The organism is Brevundimonas sp. AVps5 (genome assembly GCF_058681515.1).
In genome coordinates, this window is sequence record NZ_CM178740.1 from 1537984 (window position 1) to 1558118 (window position 20135).

At 67.3% G+C, this 20135-nt stretch carries 20 protein-coding genes and 2 tRNA genes; 15 read left to right on the forward strand and 7 right to left on the reverse strand.

Features of this window, described 5'->3' with window-relative positions; translation table 11 throughout:
- Positions 1-107 precede the first annotated feature (107 nt).
- Entirely contained in the window at positions 108-1640 is a 1533-nt protein-coding gene (locus ACW18A_RS07915; protein ID WP_492024222.1) for a TolC family outer membrane protein, read from the reverse strand.
- 130 nt (positions 1641-1770) lie between these two features.
- Complete coding sequence (locus ACW18A_RS07920; RefSeq protein WP_492024223.1) at positions 1771-2400, reverse strand: protein-L-isoaspartate O-methyltransferase family protein; 630 nt, start codon at positions 2398-2400, stop codon at positions 1771-1773.
- Positions 2401-2554: 154 nt separating this feature from the next.
- Here ACW18A_RS07920 and ACW18A_RS07925 point away from each other — a divergent pair.
- Positions 2555-2628, forward strand: a tRNA-Cys gene (locus ACW18A_RS07925).
- Positions 2629-2862: 234 nt separating this feature from the next.
- Here the strand turns inward: ACW18A_RS07925 and ACW18A_RS07930 are convergent.
- Positions 2863-3681, reverse strand: coding sequence for a TrmH family RNA methyltransferase (locus ACW18A_RS07930; RefSeq protein ID WP_492024224.1), 819 nt, complete (start codon positions 3679-3681; stop codon positions 2863-2865).
- Positions 3682-3737: 56 nt separating this feature from the next.
- On the opposite strand from ACW18A_RS07930, the gene ACW18A_RS07935 reads away from it, so the two are divergent.
- From ACW18A_RS07935 to ACW18A_RS07945, 3 genes are all read left to right on the forward strand, one after another.
- Positions 3738-3812: transfer RNA gene (locus tag ACW18A_RS07935), tRNA-Asn, on the forward strand.
- Positions 3813-3917: 105 nt separating this feature from the next.
- Positions 3918-5231, forward strand: a complete 1314-nt coding sequence (locus ACW18A_RS07940) for an Hsp70 family protein (protein ID WP_492024225.1) — start codon at positions 3918-3920, stop codon at positions 5229-5231.
- Between the two features lie 40 nt (positions 5232-5271).
- Positions 5272-6471: a winged helix-turn-helix domain-containing protein gene (locus tag ACW18A_RS07945; protein ID WP_492024226.1), complete on the forward strand. Its 1200-nt coding sequence runs from the start codon at positions 5272-5274 to the stop codon at positions 6469-6471.
- A gap of 95 nt (positions 6472-6566) precedes the next feature.
- Here ACW18A_RS07945 and ACW18A_RS07950 read toward each other — a convergent pair whose 3' ends face one another.
- Positions 6567-7316, reverse strand: coding sequence for a hypothetical protein (locus tag ACW18A_RS07950; RefSeq protein ID WP_492024227.1), 750 nt, complete (start codon positions 7314-7316; stop codon positions 6567-6569).
- A gap of 87 nt (positions 7317-7403) precedes the next feature.
- On the opposite strand from ACW18A_RS07950, the gene ACW18A_RS07955 reads away from it, so the two are divergent.
- Together ACW18A_RS07955 and ACW18A_RS07960 are read left to right on the forward strand one after the other, a co-directional pair.
- Complete coding sequence (locus ACW18A_RS07955; RefSeq protein ID WP_492024228.1) at positions 7404-8009, forward strand: LOG family protein; 606 nt, start codon at positions 7404-7406, stop codon at positions 8007-8009.
- Between the two features lie 130 nt (positions 8010-8139).
- Positions 8140-8442: a DUF8200 family protein gene (locus tag ACW18A_RS07960; protein WP_492024229.1), complete on the forward strand. Its 303-nt coding sequence runs from the start codon at positions 8140-8142 to the stop codon at positions 8440-8442.
- Positions 8443-8609: 167 nt separating this feature from the next.
- Here ACW18A_RS07960 and gltX read toward each other — a convergent pair whose 3' ends face one another.
- A complete protein-coding gene (gltX, locus tag ACW18A_RS07965) occupies positions 8610-9959 on the reverse strand; it encodes a glutamate--tRNA ligase (protein ID WP_492024230.1) in 1350 nt (449 codons plus the stop codon).
- Between the two features lie 130 nt (positions 9960-10089).
- Between gltX and alr the strand changes: the two genes are divergently transcribed.
- A complete protein-coding gene (alr, locus tag ACW18A_RS07970) occupies positions 10090-11124 on the forward strand; it encodes an alanine racemase (protein WP_492024231.1) in 1035 nt (344 codons plus the stop codon).
- Between the two features lie 7 nt (positions 11125-11131).
- Here alr and ACW18A_RS07975 read toward each other — a convergent pair whose 3' ends face one another.
- On the reverse strand, positions 11132-12409 hold the full coding sequence (locus ACW18A_RS07975) for a Xaa-Pro dipeptidase (RefSeq protein WP_492024232.1): 1278 nt from the start codon (positions 12407-12409) through the stop codon (positions 11132-11134).
- A gap of 134 nt (positions 12410-12543) precedes the next feature.
- Here ACW18A_RS07975 and radA point away from each other — a divergent pair, with 134 nt between their 5' ends.
- The 6 genes from radA (at position 12544) to ACW18A_RS08005 (ending at position 18297) form a co-directional block, all read left to right on the forward strand.
- On the forward strand, positions 12544-13911 hold the full coding sequence (gene radA, locus ACW18A_RS07980) for a DNA repair protein RadA (protein ID WP_492024233.1): 1368 nt from the start codon (positions 12544-12546) through the stop codon (positions 13909-13911).
- 25 nt (positions 13912-13936) lie between these two features.
- Positions 13937-14533, forward strand: coding sequence for a CvpA family protein (locus ACW18A_RS07985; protein WP_492024234.1), 597 nt, complete (start codon positions 13937-13939; stop codon positions 14531-14533).
- Between the two features lie 28 nt (positions 14534-14561).
- Positions 14562-16076 (forward strand): amidophosphoribosyltransferase, encoded by a 1515-nt coding sequence (purF, locus tag ACW18A_RS07990; protein ID WP_492024235.1) that lies wholly within the window; start codon positions 14562-14564, stop codon positions 16074-16076.
- A gap of 62 nt (positions 16077-16138) precedes the next feature.
- A complete protein-coding gene (locus tag ACW18A_RS07995; protein WP_492024236.1) occupies positions 16139-16483 on the forward strand; it encodes a VOC family protein in 345 nt (114 codons plus the stop codon).
- Positions 16484-16523: 40 nt separating this feature from the next.
- Positions 16524-17279: an SDR family NAD(P)-dependent oxidoreductase gene (locus ACW18A_RS08000; protein WP_492024237.1), complete on the forward strand. Its 756-nt coding sequence runs from the start codon at positions 16524-16526 to the stop codon at positions 17277-17279.
- A gap of 130 nt (positions 17280-17409) precedes the next feature.
- Positions 17410-18297 carry a dihydrodipicolinate synthase family protein gene (locus tag ACW18A_RS08005; RefSeq protein ID WP_492024238.1) on the forward strand — a complete coding sequence of 296 codons (888 nt, stop codon included), beginning with the start codon at positions 17410-17412 and terminating at the stop codon, positions 18295-18297.
- On the opposite strand, the gene ACW18A_RS08010 is transcribed toward ACW18A_RS08005, so the two are convergent.
- A complete protein-coding gene (locus ACW18A_RS08010) occupies positions 18251-18550 on the reverse strand; it encodes a hypothetical protein (protein ID WP_492024239.1) in 300 nt (99 codons plus the stop codon). The genes ACW18A_RS08005 and ACW18A_RS08010 overlap by 47 nt on opposite strands.
- Positions 18551-18626: 76 nt before the next feature.
- Here ACW18A_RS08010 and ACW18A_RS08015 point away from each other — a divergent pair, with 76 nt between their 5' ends.
- Both ACW18A_RS08015 and ACW18A_RS08020 read left to right on the forward strand, forming a co-directional pair.
- The gene (locus tag ACW18A_RS08015) at positions 18627-19310 is read left to right on the forward strand and encodes a DUF2306 domain-containing protein (RefSeq protein WP_492024240.1); all 684 of its coding nucleotides are present in this window, start codon (positions 18627-18629) and stop codon (positions 19308-19310) included.
- Positions 19311-19312: 2 nt separating this feature from the next.
- Positions 19313-20134, forward strand: coding sequence for a LytR/AlgR family response regulator transcription factor (locus ACW18A_RS08020; RefSeq protein WP_492024241.1), 822 nt, complete (start codon positions 19313-19315; stop codon positions 20132-20134).
- The last annotated feature ends 1 nt before the right edge of the window (position 20135 follow it).

Below are 20135 nucleotides of genomic sequence, written 5' to 3' on the forward strand. Positions count from 1 at the left end.
CAAAGTGGTTCGGAGCCGACGTTCAGCCCTGCCCCAATTCATTTCGTGGCATCAACGCCCTTGGGAATCAACGGGCGTTTTTCGCCTGACTGGTTAATCCGCCGACGTCAGTTCGAGTTCGGCGCGGTCCGAACGATCTCGCCGTCAAGCTGGGTGTCGATAGGTGCGTTCTCGGTCTCGTTCGCCGGTGTGACCGACGGGGCGCCGATGCGATCGAGCGTCTCGACCAGACCGTCCCACGGCACAGCGCCACGCAGGCGGACCCGCTCTGCGTTTACGGCCGGATCATAGATCTCGATGGCCGGGTCCAGATCCTCGCCACTTAGCCGACCCATGGAGGTCAGAAGCGACGCCTGGGCGACGTAGAGATTACGCTTGGCCACGGCCAGATTGATCTCGGCGTTGCGCAGCTCCAGCTCGCCGTTCAGCACATCGAGCGTGGTGCGCAGGCCGACCTGCTGCTCCTGACGAACACCCTCGGCCGCCACGCGGGCGGCTCTGACGCCGGCTTCGCCCGCTTGAAGCGCGGCGGTGTTGGACACGACCTGGGCGAAGGAATTGCTGACGGTTTGCAGCACGACCCGCTTCTGGCGGTCGATTTCGATCTTGGCCACATTGGCCTGTTCGAGCGCCTGGGCCACTCGCGAGCTGTTCAGACCGCCGGTGAAAAGCGGCACCGAGACGCTGAGACCGGCCTGAAAGGTGTCGGTCCTGTTCGAAAGATCGAACCCGGAGATGGCGGTGGTCGATCCATAGCTGCCGGTCAGGCCGACCGAGGGCAAATAGGCCGATCGAGCCTGAGCGTGCCGAGCCTCTGCCTGTTGCAGGTCATACTCGGCGGAGCGCAGATCCGGATTCTCGACGAGCCCGGTGTCCAGCGCAACATCGAAATCCGTCGGGACACCCGGAAGCGCCGGCGGGTTTTCAAGATTCGCCGGAGCTTGTCCGACGATCGCGGCATAGGCGGCGCGGGACAATGAAAGTTGAGCCTGCGCACCGGCAAGATCCGCCTCGGACTGGGCCAGACGCGCCTCGGATTGCGACACATCTGTTCGCGTGATCTCGCCGACCTCAAAGCGGGCGTTGGACTCTTCCAACTGGCGGCGCAGCACAACGAGGTTGGCTTCGCGAATACGCAGAATTTCAACGTCCCGCTGCACATCGACATAGGCCTGGATCACCGCCCCCAGGACCTGTTGCTCCACGCTTCGAAGAGACTCGCGACCGCTCAGGACGCCAGCCTCGGCGGCGTCTATGGCACGAGCGATCCGGCCGCCCGAGTAAAGCGACTGACTGACCCCGACGCTGGCCCCGACCGAATCGGTTTCCGTGATGCTTTCGGACGGCGGTATCTCGAATACGCCGTCGCCGTTAAGGTCCAGCCCTGCAAAGTCGGGCGCATCCGCGCGCCGGTAGGTCGGGGTGCTACTGAGGCTGATCTCGGGACGAAGGCCTGCGCGAGCCTGGGGGACAGTCTCGTCCAGCGCTCGCTGGCTTGCACGCTGCGCCTGCAGCGTCGGGTTCGTCCGGTAAGCAAGGGCGATGGCCTCCTGCAGGGTTTCAGCCCAGGCGGGGGCTGCCAGCCCCGCAGTGACGGCGATCAGGGCGACGGAGGCGAGTGCGCGCGAGCGTTTGAACATGACTGTATCCCGATGGGCACCGCTAGCGACGCCTGTATCCTATTTCAGGCCTAGTGCGTGAACGGCCACGGCTATGCCAGTTAAGTTTTTTTCACGCGACTGCCAGCCCAGTCCGTCGAAACCGCGGCAATCAGAGGGCGAATGCGGGTGCCGGTGTCATTTCCGCCAGCACCGGCGGGGCGGCGTCGAACAAATCGCGGCGCGATACGCCTTCACGACCCTTCACATAGAGAACTGCCCGGCCGCTCGGGCCAGGACGCTCGACCACCGCCAGACGGCCACCGACACGCAGCGCCGCCAGCCAGGCCGTCGGCCGAATCGCGACCGCGCCTTCGGAGATAATGATGTCCCAGTCCTGGCCCGAAGGCTGCGACAGGGGTGCGACGACAGCGACGACACCGGCGTCGGCGAGAGCCGGTCCAACCAGGTCGAGTACGGCGGCCTCGGCTTCCTGGGCGGTGACGGACACCTTCATCGCAGCCAGCACGGCGGCGGCATAGGGACCGGCGATGGCCAGGGCCGTCTCTCCTTCACGGGCATCCAGAGCCTGGATCAGCTTTGAGACTTCGCGGGCCTGCATAAGTCGGCGGCCGGCCGCGATCTCGACCTCGACCTCGCCATAGGCGGCGAAGGCCTGGTCAGGAGCGCAGTAGCGTTCGCGCGGCACGGTCATCAGGGCGGCCTGGAGCGTGCGGTCGGTGACGTCATTCACCCGGACCTGGGAGTCCACCATGACTTTGCGAGCGGCGGCGTAATCCATGTGAAGCGGAATCCCTGAAGCGAAAGCGACCGGCCGGGCCGCAAATCTGGCGCGCTTATAGGTCCGTGCGTCGCGTGCGACAATCGCGTTGCAGCCACGGGACTGATCTGATAGCGAACGCCCCTCGCGATCCGGGGGCTTCAAAAACCCCTATGGCCTGATGGCGGAGTGGTGACGCAGAGGACTGCAAATCCTTGCACCCGGGTTCGATTCCCGGTCAGGCCTCCATCGCGATCTCGTTGAGATCGATGGTGATCTTTAGATCGGTGCGGTCATCCAGCCGATCGCGCCGGCACCGCCGATAGCCGCCACCACCACGCCGATCGCCACTGCGATGCGCACATTGCGGCTCATGAACCCCAGAATACCAGCCATGTCGTCCTCCCCGGAACTGCATAGCGGCACGGAAGTGGACCTTCATCAAGGTGTATGAAGCGTTAACGCGCTGAAATCACGCGACTGTCAGCGAATCGACACGGCGGTGACCTGGTACAGGGCGAGGGCGCTGGTCACGGCGACGTTCAGGGAGTCGAATCCCCCCGCCATGGGGATGCCGACGGTCCTGACCAGCGCCATGACCTCCGACGGCAGGCCCGGCCCTTCGGAACCGACGAGAATGGCCTTGCGACCCCTACCCTCCAGCCCGGCCAGCGGCTCCGTCGCGCCCGGCGACAGCGCGATGACCTCGAATCGCGCGGCCTGGAGGGCGACGATCAGTTGTTCCAGCGCAGCGGCCCGGGCGCTCGGCGTTCTCAGCACGGCCCCGACCGACACCCGGATCGCCTTGCGATAGAAAGGGTCGCAGCAACGCTCGTCCCTCAGCACCGCCGCCGCCCCGAACGCCGCCGCGTTGCGGAACAGGCCGCCCATGTTGTCGTGATTGCCGATTCCCGCGCAGGCAAGGACGAAGCACTCCTCCGGCAGACCGGCCAGCGTCTCTGCGACGGTCCGCTCGATTGGCTTCTCGCCGAGCGCCAGCAGCCCGCGATGCAGAGGAAAGCCGGCGATCGCATCCATCACCGCCTGCGACGCCGCATAGACGGGCGTCTCCGCCCCAGCCGCAGCGATCAGTTCCCCCTGAGCTTCCAGTCGATTCGCAGCGATCAGCAGCGAACGCGGTCGGCACAGCGACCCAGGCGACAGAAGCGTGCGGATCACGACCTCTCCCTCCGCGATGAACAGCCCTTCGCGCCCTGTCAGGTCGCGTTCGCGGATGTCGCGATACGCCGCCACAAGGGGATCGGCGGGGTCTTCGATGAACTGAACGCTGTTGGCTGACATTTCCCGTTGCACAATCAAGAAGGCCGCTGCTATAGGCCCGCCTCCCGAGCCCCTGTTCCGCGGTAGCTCAGTGGTAGAGCAGCCGACTGTTAATCGGCTGGTCGTAGGTTCGAATCCTACCCGCGGAGCCACTCGGCGCTTTAGCCCGATTTCGAGACGGCGCTACCGCCTTTCTGGCGGACACACAGGCAAGACAGACCATCAGCGCCGTCCCGGCCGCAACCGAGGCTACGCTCATGATTCCGCAGCCCGTGACGATCGGCATCGACTTCGGCACGACCAACACGGTCGTCGCCCTCGCCGACGGTGACGACGAGGCCGTCGTGGTGCGATTCGATGTGCCGGGCGGCGAGGTCGCCACCTTCCGTTCGACGCTGAGCTTCCAGCTACACCCCGGCCCGGGCGGCGCGACGCCCGAGCGCGTCGTCGAAGCCGGTCCCTGGGCCATCGAGGCCTATGTCGAGGATCCGCTCGACACCCGCTTCATCCAGTCGTTCAAGACCTTTGCCGCCAGCGCCGCCTTCACCGAGACAGTGATCGACAACCGCCGCTACGGGTTCGAGGATCTGCTGGCGGCCTTTCTGCTGCGCATACGTCACCATGCCGGCGATCAGCTGGAGGTCCTCCCGCCCCGCGTGATCGTCGGACGACCGGTGGTCTTCGCCGGCGGATCACCGAATCCGGATCTGGCCCTGAGCCGGTACCAGACCGCCTTCGCCCGTCTGGGCTTCACCGACATCCGCTATGCCTATGAGCCCGTCGGCGCGGCCTTCTTCTTCGCCCGCAAGCTGACCGACCCGGCGACCGTCCTCGTCGCCGACTTCGGCGGCGGCACCAGTGATTTCTCAATCGTCCGCTTCGAGCCGTCGCCGGAGGGCCTGCGATCGACCCCGCTGGCGCGGTCGGGCGTAGGCGTGGCAGGCGACGCCTTCGACTACCGGATCATCGACCAGCTGGTGTCGCCGGCCCTGGGCAAGGGCGGGACCTACCGGACCTTCGGCAAGGTCCTGCCGATTCCGCAGCGCTACTACGGCGCCTTCGCGCGCTGGGACCAGCTGGCCCTGCTGCGCGCCTCACGCGACATGAAGGATATCCGCGCCCTGGCCCGAACCGCCGAGGAACCCGAAAAGGTGGACCGGCTGATCGAGGTGCTCGACGACAACCACGGCTATGCCCTCTACCAGGCCGTCTCGCACCTGAAGATGGACCTGTCGGGCGACGAGACCGCGACCTTCGTCTTCGAGGCGGGGTCGATTCGACTGGAGACTCCCGTCGCCCGTTCGGAGTTCGAAGCCTGGATCGCGCCGGAGCTGGCCGCCATCGAAGGCGCCGTCGATCAGGCGATCGATCAGGCCGGGCTGCGGCCGGACGAGATCGACCGCGTCTTCCTGACCGGCGGCACTTCCTTCGTTCCGGCGGTGCGGGACATCTTCCACCGCCGTTTCGACCCCACGAAGATCGAGACCGGAGGAGAGTTTGAATCCATCGCCTCGGGCCTTGCCCTGATCGGGCGGGAAACGGACCTCGATCTCTGGACCGAACGCCGCTGACGAGACTTCCCCCGGATGGCCGGATAAGGTCGGCGCGACCATGATCGAACAGATTTCGCCTGCCCTCGCCAGACGCATGGCCCTGGCTGCCCAGGGCTTCGGCAGACCCCATCCTCCGATGACCGGCACGCGCCAGTTCCGCGACACGGCCCGGCGACTGGGCGTAATCCAGGTCGACAGCGTCAACGTCGTCAGCCGCACCCATTATCTGCCCACCTTCTCCCGCCTAGGCGCCTATCCGCGCGAGTTGCTGGAGACCGAGGCCTGGGGCAGAGGGCCGTCGTTGTTCGAATACTGGGGCCACGAGGCCTCGTTGATGCCTCTGGAGACCCAGCCCCTGATGCGCTGGCGGATGGAGCGGGCGCGCAACGGGGACGGGGTCTGGGGCGGCCTGTCGCGGTTCGGGCGCGAGCGACACGACTATATCGACGGGGTCCTGGCGGAGATCGGGCGGCGGGGTCCCGTCACCGGCGCCGATTTCGCCACGGGCCCGCGCGGCAAGCCCGGCTGGTGGGCGTGGTCGGACGGCAAGCGGGCGCTTGAATGGCTGTTCTGGGCCGGACTCATCACGACCCGGACCCGGCGCGGATTCGAGCGGGTCTACGACCTGACCGAACGCGTCATCCCGTCCGCGATCCAGAACCTGCCGACCCCGACGGAAGCGGACGCCCAGCGGGCGCTGGTCCGGATCGCCGCCGGCGCCATGGGCGTCGCCACGGCCGCCGACCTTCGCGACTATTTTCGCCTGCCGCTTCAGGACGCGCGAGACCGCGTCGCCGAACTGGTCGAGGAGGGTGTTCTGACGCAGGTCGTCGTGCCGGGCTGGAAGGGTCCCGCCTATGTCGCGCAGGACGCCCGTCGACCGCGCAAGGTTCACTGCGCCGCCCTGCTCTCCCCCTTCGACAACCTGATCTGGTTTCGTGACCGGACCGAACGGCTGTTCGACGTCCGGATCCGGCTGGAGATCTACACCCCGGCGCACAAGCGAGCGCACGGCTACTACGTCCTGCCCTTTCTCGAGGACGAGGCGATCACGGCGCGGGTCGACCTGAAGGCCGATCGGCAGGCCGGAGCCCTGCTGGTCCAGGCCGCCTGGCGCGAGCCGCACGCGACACCGGAGACGGCCTCACGATTGGCGACTGAACTGGTCCGGATGGCGGCCTGGCTGGGACTGGAACAGGTCGAGGTCAAGGCGCGCGGCGACCTGGCGTCTGATCTGTCCGACGCCCTGCAGGACTGACGCGCAAGAAAAAGCCCGACGCGGACGCCGGGCTGAAGAAGTTCGGTGACGGTGGGTGTCCTCGAAGGGAACAGCCAACCGTTGAGCCGAATTCGTTAACGGATCATTGCCGGCTTGTCGGGAAACCAGGTCGACTGACGACCGCCGCCGGGGCTCGACCAGGCGATGGTCCAGCCTGCTCCGACCCGGCGCAGGGTATCGGGCGTCGCCGACGCGCCCGGAGCCGGCGCATAGGCTGTTCCATCGATCGTGATCGGCGTCGAGCCGTCTCCGGAGCCCACCAGCCGCCAGCGCCCGTGCGCGTCAGCGGTCACCGCGCGCTGGACACCGCTCTCGATGAGGACCTCAGACCCGGTCGCCGCACGCCCGGAGACGAAGGCCGCCCGTCCGTCAGTGTCCACGGCGTCCAGACCGAAGCCGCCGTCCAGCCGCTGCGTCGGCGCGCCGATAGCCAGAAGAGCGATCGGCGCTGACGGGTCTGCTCCGATCAGCAGGCGGTAAGGCGCGGGGAACCCGGCCTGACCCACCCGTGCCTCCACCAGGAAGAGGGTGTCCTGCGCCGGTCGCGGCACCCGTAGCTCGAACCGCCCTTCCGCATCGGCACCGACCGCATAGGCCAGGGCGCCTGCGCCACTGACCACGACGCGCCCCAGCGGCGGCGCCTGCCCGCGCACGATCAGCTCGCGCCCGCTGGACGCGACCTCGTCGATCCCGGGCGGCATGACCCAGCCGGACTCCTGCGTCATGTCGGCGGCCGGCTGGGCCTGCTCGCCACAGGCCGAGACGGCCAGGGCGCCAGGCACCAGGACAGCGGCGGCCAATGTCGATGCGATCGGTCGTTTCATCCTGCTCGCCGCGTCTGTAGGACTGTTCGCCCAGATAGACCGGCGCGACCGGCCTGTCTCCAATCTTGCGTCTGGTCTCGAGGGTTCATGTCGGCGTCCATCCCCACCATCGCTCCGTTCGAAGGCCAGTCGGTCTGCCTGTTCTGCGGGTCTTCAGATGCGGCAGATCCCGTCTATACCCGTGCCGCCGCCGACTTCGGCGCGGCGACGGCGCGTGAAGGCTGGCGGCTGGTCTACGGCGGGGGTGGTGTGGGCCTGATGGGAGCCTCGGCCCGCGCGGCGCACGACGCCGGCGGCCGTGTTGTCGGCATCATGCCCGCCTTCCTGCGCAGCCGCGAACGCCTGTTCGACGAGGTCGAGACCATCGTCGTTACCTCCATGCATGAGCGTAAACAGCTGATGTATGACCAGTCCGACGCCTTCGTGGTCGCACCCGGCGGCATCGGAACCCTGGAGGAGGTCGTCGAACTCCTGTCGTGGAAGCGGCTGGATCTTCACGGCAAGCCTGTGATTTTTCTCAACATCGGCGGCTTCTGGGAGACGTTCTTCGCCCTGATGCGTCAGAGCGTGGAGACAGGCTTTACGCCGCCGTCCTTCCTTCAGGCGTGGGTCGTCTGCGACACGGTCGAGGAAGCGATCGCGGCGATGCGACATGCTGACGGTTCGCCGGACTTGAAACATGATCAGCGATAAGTGATCATTGGTCAGTCAGAACCACAGTCCGTTCTTTTTGAAAACTTGTATTGACAGTTTCTAATAAAAACGCACTATACCGGTGTTGACGATGGACCGTCCCGGTCCGACCTTGCCCCGGAGTCTCCCAATGCGCGCCGTCCTCCCCCTGCTCGCCCTCTGCGCTGCCTTCGCCGGCGCTCCCGCCGTCGCCCAGTCGACCGCCCCGACCCGCGTGGTCCTGGCCGACGCCTCGCGCGCCCCCGCCCGCGCCACCATCATCGACGGTGCCAACTGGCGTTGCGAAGGCCAGACCTGCACCGCTTCGGGCGGGGCCGATCAGCCCGCCCCGCGCGCCTGCCGCCGCGTCGCTGCCCGTCTGGGTCCGGTGACAGAGTTCTCGTGGAAGGGCACGGCCCTGTCGGCGGAACAACTGGCCGCCTGCAACGCCTAGAAAGCAAAAGGGGCGGTCCATCGGACCGCCCCTTTCTTTTTCGCCCGGGCCCGATCCGGACAAGTGTCGCCGGTTTCCCGGCCGGATCAGGTCCGGCATCAATCTGGACCTTGAGTCACGGTATCGGAGAGATCGCGAAGCGTTCCCTCTCAGCCGATCACGGTGGTCTAGGCGATTTCGCCCCTCAACCGCTTCTCGATCCGTTCGCGCCCGATCAGCGGTACGATTGTCGCCATGTCAGGCCCGTGCGGCTGGCCGGTCAGGATGTGGCGCAGCGGCATGAACAGGGCCTTGCCCTTGGCGCCGGTGCTTTCCTTCACCGCATTGGTCCAGGCCGACCAGGCGCCCGCGTCAATCACCTCCGGCAGCACGGCCAGCGCCGCCGCCGCGAAGACCGGGTCCTCGATCACCGGCGTCACGGGGCCCCGGACCATCCGCGCAAGATCGACCACGTCGGCGAAACGGGTCAGGTTGGCCTGCACCCCGTCCCAGAAGCTCTCGCCGAGGTCGCAGCCCAGAGCCTCCAGCCGCGCCTTCGCCGTCGCATAGGGCATGACGTGCAGGGCCTGGGCATTCAGCCGATCCAGATCCTCGGTGTCATAGCGCGCCGGCGACCGCCCCATCTTGTCGAAGCTGAAACCCAGACCCAGGGCGTGGATGTCGGCGGCCACCTCCAGCGGATCCGACGTGCCGATCCGGCCCAGATGGCTGGTGATGGCGATCGGCTCATAGCCCTGGTCGCGCATCTCGGCGACCGACAGTGATCCCAGACGCTTGGACAGCGCAGCGCCGTCCGCACCGACCAGCAGCGGCATGTGGGCGAACTTCGGCACCTCGGTCCCCAGACCCGCGGCGATCAAGGCCTCGAAAATCTCGATCTGGGCGCCGGTGTTGGTGGTGTGGTCCTCGCCCCGGATGACGTGGGTGATACCCATGTCGATGTCGTCGACGACAGACGGCAGGGTGTAGAGATAGAGGCCGTCCTCGCGGATCAGGACCGGATCGGACATGGAGGCCGTATCGACCTCGGCGTGGCCGCGCGACAGGTCCTCCCAGGCGACGCGGCGGCCGTCCAGCCTGAAGCGCCAGTGGGGTTTGCGCCCCTCGGCCTCGAAGGCGGTCTTTTCCTCGTCCGTCAGCGCCAGGGCGGCGCGGTCGTAAATGGGCGGCAGCCCGCGCGACAACTGCACCTTGCGGCGACGGTCCAGTTCTTCCGATGTATCGTAAGCGGGATAGAGACGCCCGGCCTTCTTCAGGCGCTCGGCGGCGTCGTCATAGCGGTCGAACCGCCTGGACTGATTGTAGCGTTCGTCCCACAGCAGCCCGAGCCAGGTCAGGTCGTCCTCGATCCCCTGTTCGAACTCCGGCGTCGAACGCGCCAGGTCGGTGTCGTCGATGCGCAGGACGAACGAGCCCCCTTGACCCTTGGCGAACATCCAGTTGACCAGCGCGGTGCGGACATTGCCGACATGCAGCTTGCCGGTAGGCGACGGGGCGAAACGGACCTTGACGGACATGGGAGGGTGAGACCTTGAAAGCGAGGCGCGTAGGTCGGTCACGCGCCGCCCCAAGTCAAGGAGGGGCGCGATCCGGCAATTCGGTCGCTTTTCGGCTTTTTCCGCAACGATCTTGCGGCATAAGGCGTCGATGACCGCCCCTGCTTCCCTGACCATCGACCTGAACGCCCTTTCGCACAACTTCCATGCGCTGGAGGCTGTGACCGGCGTGCCCGTGCATCCGGTGGTGAAGGCCAATGCCTATGGTCTCGGGGCCGTTCCGGTGGCCAAGCGGCTGCTGGCCGAGGGGGCGCGGACCTTCTTCGTGGCCCGCGTGAACGAGGGCGTCGCCCTGCGCGAGGCGCTCGGGCCGGAGCCCGTCATCTATGTGCTGGACGGCTGCGTCGGCGACACAGCGGGCGCGTTGAAGGCCGCCGATCTGTGCCCGATCCTCAACCACAGCGATCAGATCGCGTCGTGGAAGGCGGCCGGCGGCGGGGCCTGCGGGCTGCAGATCGACACTGGCATGAACCGACTGGGCTTCCGCCCGGAGAACGCGCCCGAACCGTTCGACGGCCTCGAGCTGGTCATGAGCCACCTCGCCTGCGCCGACGATCCGGGCGAGCCGATGAACCGGCTCCAGCGCGACGCTTTCGCCGTCGCGTCAGGACGTTACCCGAATACCCTGAAGTCCTTTGCTAATTCAGGCGGTTGCTTCCTCGGCCCTGAGTACGCCTTCGATGCCCTGCGACCGGGGATCTGTCTTTACGGCGGCGGACCCGAGGGTCGGCCCGACGACCGAATTCGGCCGGTGGCGACCCTGACCGCCGAGGTCTTGCAGGTGCGCGAGGTCCCGGCGGGCGACACCGTCGGCTATTCGCGCGGCTTCATGGCCGACGGCCCGACGCGCATCGCGACCTGCGCCACCGGCTACGCCGACGGCGTGCTCCGCAGCTACAGCCCGAACGGCCAGGTTATCGTCGCGAGCCAACTGCGCCCCCTCGTCGGGCGGGTGTCGATGGACGTCTGCGCCGTCGATGTGACCGGACTGGACGTGGTGGTCGGCGACACGGTGGAACTGTTCGGCCACGGCCGGATGATCGACGACGCGGCAAGCGCGGCGGGGACCATCGCCTATGAACTTCTGACCTCGGTCACAGCGCGGGTGCCACGCATCTATATCTGATGAGCGATCAGCGCGCGTCCCGGACCACGACGCCGCCCTTCACCACCACCGGCACCGTCTCCAGCATCCGCACATCAGCCAGCGGGTCACCGGCGACCGCGATGAGATCGCCGTATCGGCCGACGGCGATGGTGCCGACGTCCTGTTCCCTGCCCAGCGCCAGACCGGAGTTCCAGGTCGCCGAACGGATTGCCTCGGCGGGGGTCATGCCGTATTCGACCATGACGGCGAACTGTCTGGCGTTCTGGCCGTGAGGATAGATGGCGGCGTCGGAGCCGAAGACCATCCCGGCACCGGCCCTGTGGGCGGCGCGGAAATTGTCGCGCTGCAACTGGCCGATCTCGCGGTCCTTGCGCAGGTTGTCCTCGGTCGTGCCGAACTGTGTGCCGGTCGCCTGGGTAAAATCGGTGTTGTAGATGTCCATCGACAGCCAGGTGCCGTGCTGGACCGCCAGCCGGATGCCCTCGGCGTCGATCAGCGAGGCGTGTTCGATGGTGTCGATTCCGGCCCGGATGGCGTCGGCAATGCCCGCGGCCCCATGGGCGTGGGCCGCCACCTTCAGTCCCCACATATGGGCCTCGTCGGCGACGGCGGTCAGTTCAGCCAGGGTCATCTGCTGCTGGCCGGGTTCGGTATTGCGCGAGAACACCCCGCCGGTGGCGCAGATCTTGATCACCTGGGCCCCGTATTTTCGCACCTCCCGCACGGAGTGGCGGGCGTTCTCGACCCCGTCGGTGTTAAAGGGACTGGCCTGGGCGAACGAGTATGGCAGGCCGGTCGTGTCGCAGTGGCCGCCGGTGGCGCCGAACGAGGCACCGGCCGGGATGACGCGCGGTCCCGGCACGAAGCCGCCGTCGATCGCCTGCCGCAGGGCGACGTCGGCGAAGGCGGGCCCGCCGAGGTTGCGCACGGTGGTGAAGCCGGCGTTCAGCGTCGCCAGCGCATTCGGGACCTGCAGCACCGCGCCGAAGCCGTCGGCATAGTCCAGCTCGTTCCAGCCCGACACATAGGGGGTCGAGGCCAGGTGCACATGCATGTCGATCAGACCGGGCAGCAGAGTCAGGCCAGGAAGGTCAAGGCGGCGTGCGTCCGCGGGCAGGCCGGCCGGGACGGTGGTCCCGACTGCGGTGATGCGACCGTCCGTGACGACGACGACCGGGTTTGCGACATAGCGACCGTGCTCGACATCGACCATCCGGGCGGCCGTGACGACCAGGGTGTCAGCGTGGGCGGGTGCGGCGAGGCCGAGCGTGAGCGCAATGGCGGCGGCCAGACGGTTCAACATGAGTAGTCTCCCTGTGACGTCCACGCTCGCACAGGGAGGGCGGCAGGGGCAACGGGTTGAACCGGCGTCAATTCCGGACGTACCCCACGCCGCGCCCCCTGCCCCGGCGCGCGCGACTCCTGTAAGGCGGTCTCATGGCGAGAGACGGCGCGATCTATGTTTGTCAGTCCTGCGGGGCGGTCCACGGCAAGTGGTCCGGCCAGTGCGGTGCATGCGGCCAGTGGAACACCATCGTCGAAGAAGGGCGTTCGGCCTCGCCGCCGGGTGCCCTGAAGCCTTCCGCGACCGCAAAGGCGCGTGGTCTTCAGTTCGAATCCCTGCAGTCCGAAACGCCCGAGCCGCCCCGCATCGTCACCGGCGTGGCCGAGTTCGACCGCGTCTGCGGCGGCGGGGTCGTGCCGGGCTCGGCCATCCTGCTCAGCGGCGATCCCGGGGTCGGCAAGTCCACCCTGCTGCTCGACGTCGCCGGCCGCGCCGCCCTGTCCGGTGCCCGCGTCGCCTATATCTCGGGCGAGGAGGCGATCGAACAGATCCGCGCCCGCGCCAAACGGATGGGCCTGTCCGAAGCCCCGGTCCAGCTCGCCTCCGCCACGGCGCTGCGGGACATCCTCGGCACGCTGAAGCGCGACAAGTTCGACATCGTCATCGTCGATTCGATCCAGACCCTGTGGTCCGACGCCCATGAGGCAGGACCGGGCTCGGTGACCCAGGTTCGCGCCTGCGCCGGCGAACTGGTCCGCCTCGCCAAGGCCGGCGGCCCCGCCGTCGTCCTCGTCGGCCATGTCACCAAGGACGGCCAGGTCGCCGGCCCCCGCGTGGTCGAACACATGGTCGATGCCGTCCTGAGCTTCGAGGGCGAGCGCGGCTATCCCTTCCGCATCCTGCGCGCCGGCAAGAACCGCTTCGGCGCCACCGACGAGATCGGCGTCTTCGAGATGGGCGACGCCGGTCTGCGCGAAGTCTCCAACCCATCTGCCCTGTTCCTCGGCGAGGGCAAGGATCGCGCGCCCGGTGCCGCCGTCTTCGCCGGCATCGAGGGCTCCCGCCCCGTCCTGGTGGAGATTCAGGCCCTGGTTTCCAAATCGGCCTACGGCACGCCCCGCCGCGCTGTCATCGGCTGGGAGACCGGCCGCCTCGCCATGATCCTGGCGGTGCTGGAGGCCCGCTGCGGCTTCGGCTTCGGGGATCAGGACGTCTATCTGAACGTCGCGGGCGGTTTGCGCATCAACGAGCCCGCAGCCGACCTCGCCGCCGCCGCCGCCCTGATTTCCTCCGCCACAGACATGCCCCTGCCCCAGGGCTGTATCGTTTTCGGTGAAATCAGCCTGTCGGGAGAGGTCCGCGCCGTGGGCCGCGCCGAGGCCCGCCTCCGCGAAGCCCGGAAGCTCGGTTTCGACCAGGCCCTGTCGCCGCCCCTGACCGTCAAGGGCGGCGGTGTTTTGGTCACAGGCGTCAGCCGATTGACCGAGGCCGTCGAACGAATCTCGCAGAACAGGTATTGATGTCTGAGGTCCGCACGGGAACCGAATGACCGGCTTCGACGCCTTCGCCATTATCGTCATCCTCGCCTCAGCCGCCGCCGGCTGGGTTCGAGGGGGCACGCGTGAGCTGATCACCCTGCTCAGCTTCGTTCTCGCGGCCTTCATCGCCCTTGTCGCCCTGCCCCTGACGGCTCCGATAGGTCGCGGCCTGGTCAACCCCGACTGGGCCGGCTCCATCGCCGCCGCCATTGCCTCCTTCCTGCTGGTCTATTTCGGAATCCGGATCTTCGGCTCGATCCTGTCCAGGCACGCCCAGGCCCACCCGACCCTGGGCGGAATAGACCGGTTCATCGGCATCCTGGTCGGCGCCGGCCGGTCACTGGTCCTTCTGGGTGCCATTCATCTGGTCATTGTCGCGGCCATGCCGGGCGAGAAGACCCCGCGCTGGCTGTCCGAGGCGACCCTGCGTCCGGTCAGCGCCGGTGCGGCCCGCGCCATCCAGATCATCCTGCCCGGTATCGGCCGCGGCGCAGACGCCATCAGCCCGGTGGTCGATTCGTCCGTCCGCAGAGGCTTTTCGAACGATCAAGCCTTGCCCTCGCCCCAAACCGGCCCTAACTCGCGCCCGTCCGCCGCCCAGTAAAATTTCGCCTGTCATCGGAGCCCCCACGATGCGCAGCCTGCCTCACGACATCCAGCCTCCGGTCGTTCACCGGGAGCACTATCGAGACGCGGATGACGACCATCCCCGTCTGGAATGCGGCGTCTGCGGCGTCTGGGGTGCCGACAAGGACGAGGCCTCGGGCATCGTCGCCCTCGGCCTTCACGCCCTCCAGCATCGCGGTCAGGAGGCTTGCGGCATCGCCTCGGTCAATGCCGAGCGCTTCCACACCGAACGCCATATGGGCCACGTGGGCGAGGCCTTCGGCGGCACGGACCTGGCCAAACGAATGCCGGGCTCGGCAGCCGTGGGCCACACCCGCTATTCCACCGCCGGCGGCAGCTTCCTGCGCAACATCCAGCCGATGTTCGCGGACCTGGACCAGGGCGGCATCGCCATCGCCCACAACGGCAACCTGACCAATTTCCACTATTTGCGGAACCAGCTGGTCGGCGAGGGTTCGATCTTCCAGTCCACCTCGGACTCCGAAGTCATCCTCCACCTGATCGCCCGCAGCCGTAAGGCCAGGATCGTCGACCGCTTCATCGACGCCCTGGCACGGATCGAGGGCGGCTATGCCCTGGTCGCCCAGACACGCACCAAGCTGATCGGTGCCCGCGACCCGCTGGGCATCCGCCCCCTGGTGCTGGGCAAGCTCGGCGACGCCTGGGTCATGGCGTCGGAGACCTGCGCGCTGGACACCATCGGCGCGACCTTCGTGCGTGATGTCGAGCATGGCGAAGTCATCGTCATCGACCACGAGGGCCTCCGCTCGCTGAAGCCCTTCCCGGCCCGCGCCGCCCGCCCCTGTCTGTTCGAATACGTCTACTTCTCGCGCCCCGACAGCGTCGTGAACGGCCGTTCTGTCTATGGTGTGCGCAAGCGCATGGGCGAAGGCCTGGCCCGTGAGTTCCCGATCGACGCCGACGTCGTCGTCCCTGTCCCCGACTCGGGCGTCCCGGCGGCGCTCGGCTATTCCCAGGCCAGCGGTATTCCCTATGAAATGGGCATCATCCGCAGCCACTATCTGGGCCGGACCTTCATCCAGCCCAGCCAGGGTGCCCGCCAGAAGGGTGTGGCCATGAAACACAGCCCCAACCGCGCAGTGATCGAAGGCAAGCGGGTCGTCCTGATCGACGACTCCATCGTGCGCGGCACCACCTCGGTGAAACTGGTCCGCGCGGTGCGTGACGCCGGGGCGACCGAGGTCCACCTGCGTTCCGCCAGCCCGCCGATCCTGTGGCCCGACTTCTACGGCATCGACATGCCGGAGCGTGACCAGCTGATCGCCGCCAACAAGACCGTGGAAGAGATGCGCCAGGTGCTGGAGGTCGATTCGCTCGGCTTCCTGTCGGTCGACGGTCTCTACAAGGCCATGGGCGAGACGGGCCGCAACGATGCCGCGCCCCAGTTCACCGACCACTATTTCACCGGCGACTATCCGACCCGGCTGGTGGACCGCGAGATCGAGGACGGCGGCCGCGACGCCGTCAGCCGGCAACTTTCGCTGCTGGTGAGCGCTTAACGGGCGTGATCCCGAAAAGCGGGCGACGGATCCCGGATGCGAACGCACCCAGCAAGGAAGCCATGACGAACCTCGGCTACTTCACGCTCGACACGCCCGATATCGACAGGGCAAGGGCCTTCTACGGTGCTCTGTTTGGCTGGGTCTTCGACGATGACGCATCAGGATCGACCTATGCCCATGTCGCCGACAGCAACCCGCCGTTCGGCTTCACCAAGGTCGAGCGTGCGCGCAACCACCCCAATCTCTACTTCCGCGTCGAAGACATAGCGGCGACCTGTTCCCGTGTGACCGAGCTCGGCGGAAAGGTGGCCATCCCGGCAGAGAGCCCCACCGGCCTGAGCTGCGCCGTCAGCGACGACCAGGGCGTCTGCTTCAGCCTGTGGCAGGCCGGCGAAGGGTTCTGATCTGTCTTTCGCCGGTCCGGTCGCCGCGCTATCAGGCGCGATGACTTCCGACCTCCCCCTGAATGATCGTATCGCCCTCGTCGTCGGGGCCTCACGCGGCATCGGCTATGAGGCCGCGCTCGCCCTGGCCGTCGCCGGCGCCCACGTCGTCGCCACCGCCCGGACACAGGGCGCGCTCGAGGAGCTGGACGACGCCATCTATGCCGCGACCGGCCGTCACGCGACGCTTGTGCCCTTCGACCTGATCGACGGCGGCGGCATCGACCGTCTGGGCGGTGCCATCTTCGGCCGTTTCGGCAAGCTCGACATCTGGGTCAACGCCGCGGCCACCCTGGGCGCCCAGGGCCTGACGCCGGTCAGCCATATCGATCCGCGCGGCTTCGCCAGGATCGAGAAGACCAACTTCACCGCCACCTATCGCCTGATCCGCTCGCTGGAGCCCCTGCTGCGCGCCTCCGACGCCGGCCGTGTCATCCACCTGACCACCAGCCTTGCCCGCGAGCCCAAGGCCTTCTGGGGCCTCTACGCCGCGACCAAGGCGGGGGCCGAGGCCCTGATGCTGGCCTGGGCCGACGAGATCGAGACCACCAACGTCCGCATCAGCGTCCTCGACCCCGGCCGCATGCGCACCCAGATGCGCGCCCAGGCCTTCCCCGGCGAGGATCCGGATTCGCTGCCGCATCCGTCGGAACTCGGCCCTCTGATCGTCGAACTGGCGCGTGGCGACCTGACGCCGCCCCAGAAGGTGTCATTCAAGGACTGGAAGCCCGGGTTGCCAGCGGGCGCGCTGATCTGAGACTGGAGTCCTCTCCGGGCGGCAACCGGTCATCCGGCTTGGAAGAGATCGTCACAAATCGAAGCCAAGCCTGATTTGAACCCAGGTGCCGGGCGGCGCCATCACGGTCTGGACCTCCAGGGATTGAACCATGACGCTCTTTTCGGGCCTGTCGGCCTTTCCGATCACGCCAGCAACGCCTGCGGGCGAGGTGATTGCCGCTGACCTGCGAAAACTCGTTCGGAACATTGAGATGGGCGGTGCCGACTCGGTTGGCCTCCTCGGCAGCACAGGGACCTACATGTTTCTCAGTCGGGAAGAGCGGCGCCGGGCGGTAGCGGTCGCCGTGGAGGCCACAACCGCCATCCCGGTGATGGTCGGCGTTGGCGCTCTGCGGACGGACGAGGCGCAGGCCCTCGCGCGCGACGCCGAAGCTGAGGGGGCATCGGGCCTTTTACTGGCGCCGGTCTGCTACGGCCGCTTGACCGAGGAAGAGGTGTTTCAGCACTTCGTCGCGGTCGCGTCAGCCGGCAACCTGCCGCTATGCATCTACAGCAACCCATCGACGACGAATTTTACCTTCCAGCCGGATTTTGTCGCGCGTCTGGCGAGCATCCCCACGGTCGCCGCCATCAAGCTGCCGCTCCCGTCGGTCGGCGACGTGGCCTCCGACCTGGCCGCCTTCCGTGATGCGGCCCCCCGGCTCGCAATCGGGTATAGCGGCGACTGGGGTTGCAAGGAGGCTCTGCTGGCGGGTGCCGATTGCTGGTTTAGCGTGGTCGGCGGTCTCTTCCCGCAGCATGCAGCGGCCCTGACCACTGCGGCCATGGGTGGAGATCGTGAAGAGGCGGATCGCCGGGACGTCGCGTTCGCAGACCTTTGGGAGCTGTTCCAGGTCCACGGGGGCATGAGGCTCATGTATGCGGCGGCAAACCTTTTAGGCCACACCGAGGCCCAGCCCCCCCGGCCACTCCTTCCTCTCGATGACGTCGTCATGGAGCAACTCGCGTCCGCTCTTCCGACACGATCGACGTTCTGAACTCCGCGCCCTTCTGGACGGCTACCGAAGACCCGGCCTTTTTCGAGGCGCTGTTCTTCACCGCCCAGATGATGCGGGGCCCGCCGACGCGGGTCTTCTTCTGCTCCAGCGCCTTGCCGGGCAGCCGGGATTCCTCGTCCGCCTTCTTGCGGACCGCGAGCGGCGCGGTTCGGGCGTCGTCCTTGTCGGGTTCGGGGCCGGACCTGGCACCGCCCGAGGGATAGGGGTTCTCCGACCCGCCCTTGATCGTCAAGCGTCGGCCGTCCCCACCAGCCGCCGTTCATCCCTTAAGGGAGGCGCTGGGGCAGGAGTTGAGGGACAGGTCAGACATGACCTCGTTTCCCGATCCCTTCACCACCCTCCTCGTCGTCCATATCTGTTCCGGCCTCTGCTGCGTCGGCATCGGCATGGCACCGATCCTGGCCCGCAAGGGTTCACGCCTGCACCGACTGGCCGGTCGCGGCTTTGCCGCCCTCATGACCGTGTTGCTCATCTGCGCGTGGGCCATGACGATCATCCGGCCCGACGCTTATTTTCTCGCCCTGTCGGCGGCGGCCTCCCTGACCCTGTTCTCGGGCCTTCGCGTCCTGGGTCGCAAACGCCCGGACCTCAATCCCGGTGACCGGGCCCGCCCGCTGGACTGGTTCGCGACGTTCGGAGCCGTGAGCGTCGGCGGCCTGACGATCTGGCTGGCGCTGACGGGCCGCAGCGAGGCTCCGCCCCAGATCCTGATTGCTCTGGCCTATGGCTCTCTATCGATCGCTGGCTGGGACCTGTGGCGGTTTATGCGCCCGCTGGACTGGCCGTTCAGCCCACAGCTCTGGATGTACGAACATCTCTGGAAGATGCTAGGCGCCTATAGCGCCGTGCTATCGGCATTCTCGGGCAATTTCCTGACTGCCCTGCCCCCGCCCTGGAGCGCGCTTTGGCCGACGGTCCTGTTCCAGTCGATCAGCATGGTCTGGCTCGCCGTACTGCTGGTCCAGAAACGGCGACGCCCCCTGTTCGCCTGACCATGCGGCGCTTTCCCTTTCCCGCTGTTATCAGCGCCCTGGCCGCTTACGGCTATGGGGCCACGGTCCTGTCGGCGGCCTGGTTCCTGCGGCGCGATCACGGCCTGGACCTGGCCGCGTCGATCGCCTGGGCCGCCCTGCTGTTCTCGCCCTGGATCGCGGTCGGGTTTCTCGTCTGGGCGGTTCTGAGGGGATCGCGCGCGCAGGAGCGGGCGATCGCTCTCTTGTTTGCTCTCGCCGTGCCGATCGCGCCTCTCGCGGCACTGGCGGCGACGGTCGTCTACCGCAGCATGCGTCAGGCCGTTTGGTCGATGCCGGAGACGCTCGTTCGGACAGTGGATCGTCTGCCCGTGGCGATCCTCCTCTATACCGCCGTGGTGGCGGCCGGGTTGGCTGCGGCCTACTGGCGACGCGCCGATGCAAACCGGCAGGAGATGGAGGCGTTGAAAGCCGCCCTTCAAATCGCAAGGTCTGTCACCGAGTCATCGAAGGCGGCGACAGTCCTCATCGTCTCTGTAGGTCGCCGTCGCGTGCCGGTCAGTCCACAGGAGATCGAATGGGTTTCATCCGCCGGCAACTACGCCGTCATTCATTGGCGTGATCAGGAGGGACTGCTTCGCGAAACCCTGCAACAGCTGGAGGCGAGACTGGGGACCGCTCGGTTCGCGCGCGGCCACCGCTCTACGCTGATCAACCTCGCACGGGTCGCTGACCTGCGCCCCTTGTCCGACGGAGCCTGGCGGGCGACCATGGACAGCGGTGCAGAGCTCGTGATCAGCCGCACCTATCGGGACGCCTTCCTGGAGCAGCTCGGCCGCCGCTAGG